Origin of the sequence: Vibrio genomosp. F10 str. 9ZD137, assembly GCF_049974785.1 — a bacterium.
GTDB lineage: Bacteria > Pseudomonadota > Gammaproteobacteria > Enterobacterales > Vibrionaceae > Vibrio.
The window spans coordinates 1-2,767 of sequence record NZ_JBNGCJ010000685.1 but is presented as its reverse complement, the minus strand read 5'-3'; the positions used below and the strand labels follow the sequence as shown (position 1 = coordinate 2,767).

The following is a 2,767-nucleotide window of genomic DNA, read 5'->3' as shown; positions in this document are numbered from 1 at the left end:
CCGATAGCCAGACGACCAACACCAATGTCCAACCGCTGGCAAGCATGAGAGCCGCTTGAGCAAGCCCGGCGTAATGTGCGTTGAAAAACTGATTCCGAATCAATTTATCTTGAGCGCTCAAAATGGCGTTGCGATATTTTTCCTCAGCACCAAATAAAGTGAGCTCGCTATAGCCTTCAATCCAATCGAGAGTCGCGATACGAAGGGTTGCTTTGTTTTGGGTGAGTTCTTGCCCATTCTGCTTCCCGAGCTTATAAAAAAGAATCGGCCAGGTGCACAGCAGTAAAATCAGAATTGAGCCGAGCGTTAGCCCTAGAGTTAGATCAAACCAGCTTAAGAAAGCGGTGAGCGCTGCGATACCAAAAATGCCCACAACCACAGGGCTGATTAAACGCAGGTACACGTGGTCCATCGCATCGACATCAGAAACCAGACGATTCAATAAATCAGCATCGCGAATGGCGGATATTTTTCCAGGTATAAGAGGTGCAAGTTTCTTGAAAAAGAAAAGTCGCAAATCAGTCAACAGTTTAAATGTCGCATTATGACTGACGACCCTTTCCCCCCAACGCCCAGCGGTTCGGCTCATTGCAAAGCCTCGCACAAAGGCACCGGGTAACATGTAGTTAAAGGTTTCGCGAGCAACGGTTAATCCCGCGACAGCAGCCGCAGACAAAAACCAACCAGAGAGAGTCAGTAGCCCGATAGAAGCAAAAATAGTGGCAAAAGCCAGCACCATTCCAAGAGATAACCCAAACCAGTGCTTTTTATAAAGTTTCAAATAAGGAAGAAGATCACGCATCTAAATTGCCCTCGTTTGATTGGCTAAGAGCTTGGTTGGAATTCAGCATGGTATGGAACAGTCCGTCATTTTCTACAAGCTGTTGATAGTGCCCGGACTCAACAATCAAGCCCTCACTCATCACGAGTATTTGGTCGACGCTTTTAAGCGGTTTGAGTTGATGCGTCACCATTAAGGTGGTTTTGCCTACTGTTTGGCTATTTAAGCTTTTTGTTACTAGACGTTCACTTCGCGCATCAAGGCTAGCAGTGGGCTCGTCGAGCAGCCAAAACTGTCCGTCTTGTAGCATGGCTCGAGCAAGAGCGATGCGTTGAGCCTGGCCTACAGACAAGCCACCAGAACGGTCAGAGACGAGATAGTCTAAACCGTGGTTAGTGACAAATTCGGCGGAATAAGAGTCTTCCAGAACTTGAGTTATGCTTTGATCTGATACGGACTCGTTACCTAAAGTGATGTTATCGCGTATTGAACCGTGTAAAAGTAGCGGATTTTGTCCAACCCAACTGATGCATTTTCGCCAACTGGAATGGTCAACTTGGCTCAGTTCTACTCCGTCAATGGTCAGGCTGCCTTGGTAAGGCATGAAACCTAATAGGGCATTCACTAAGGTGGTTTTCCCTGCGCCACTTGGGCCAACAAGCGCGGTTTGAGACGTCGAGTTAAGTTCAAATGATATTGGCCCAACAAGTTTTTTACCGTCTGGACTGAATATTTCTAAGTTGTGAGCGGTGATCGAAATAGGGTCACTGCTCTTAACTAGTGTGTCTCCAGACTCCACTTGGCTGACATCGGTTTCTAGAAACTCAACAATGCTCTCAGCGGCTCCTACTGCTTGCTGCTTAGCATGATAGTAGGTGCCTAAATCTCGTAACGGTTGATAAAATTCAGGTGCCAAGATAAGAATAAATAACGCAGCGAACAGAGTGACACCGACGCCATAGTGGCCAAAGTTCAACTCACCAATAAAAGCAAAGCCGAAGTATACGGCGGTAACGGCAATCGAGAGTGAAGTGAAAAACTCAAGAACAGCCGAAGACAAGAAAGCAATTTTCAGCACATCCATCGTCCGTACACGGAATACTTCAGATGACCCTTTTAATACGTCTGTTTCGGCTTGTGTTCGATCAAACAGACGAATCGTGGTCATGGCTTGTAAACGATCATAAAAGTGTCCAGATAAGCGCTGCATTGCTTTGAAGTTTTTCCTATTGGCTTCCGCGGCTTTCATTCCAACCAATGCCATGAATATAGGAACGAGCGGTGCTGTGATTAAAAAGATGAGGCCCGCTGCCCAGTTTACGGGAAAAACGACCACCAAAATGATGAAAGGGATCATCACGGAAAGAGACATTTGTGGAAGATAACGAGAGAAAAAGTCCTGCATATCTTCGACTTGTTCTAGTAGCAACGTTGCCCAGGATCCCGCTGGCTTTCCTTTGATATAAGCAGGCCCGAGTGCGCGCAGTTTGTCTAGGATCAACTGACGAATATAGATGCGAATTTGTTCACCACAGCGAAAACCAGCGATTTCTCTGCCCCAAGCGCAAATGGCTCGAAGTGCAATGGTGGCGGCAAGTGCGATAAATTGTGGAACGAGCTCACTTTTATCAACGTGATCCATAATAAGTTGACTTAAAATTGTCGCGAGAAGAGCGGCTTGAGCCAACAAAAAAACACTTGAAAGTACGCCAAGGCCAACAGTAATCATAAGCCAGCGTTTTGCGAGCTTACTTTGCTGTTTGAGCCACACATTCAGGCTCCGTTGCTTTTTCTTATCCATATGAAAACTTAATGATAATTATTATGAATTTTAGAGACGCAGTATACAAAAGAAAGCCCAAAGGTAATACCTCTGGGCCATAGGGTTTTGTATTTAAATGTGGTGAGCGTGCCCGTTGAAGCGTCTTTAGGCTTTTTCAGATAACCCATCTAAGTATCGTTCGGCATCAAGCGCTGCCATACAGC

The 2,767-nt window shown here is 45.9% G+C and carries 2 protein-coding genes; both read right to left on the bottom strand.

Annotated features, from left to right (window positions below; genetic code table 11):
* The coding region (locus ACP45E_RS16415; RefSeq protein ID WP_241824330.1) for an ABC transporter transmembrane domain-containing protein at positions 1 to 802 on the bottom strand (802 nt) is incomplete at its 3' end.
* A complete protein-coding gene (gene cydD / locus ACP45E_RS16410) occupies positions 795 to 2,582 on the bottom strand; it encodes a heme ABC transporter permease/ATP-binding protein CydD (protein ID WP_026026770.1) in 1,788 nt (595 codons plus the stop codon). The genes cydD and ACP45E_RS16415, both read right to left, overlap by 8 nt.
* Positions 2,583 to 2,767: the final 185 nt, after the last annotated feature.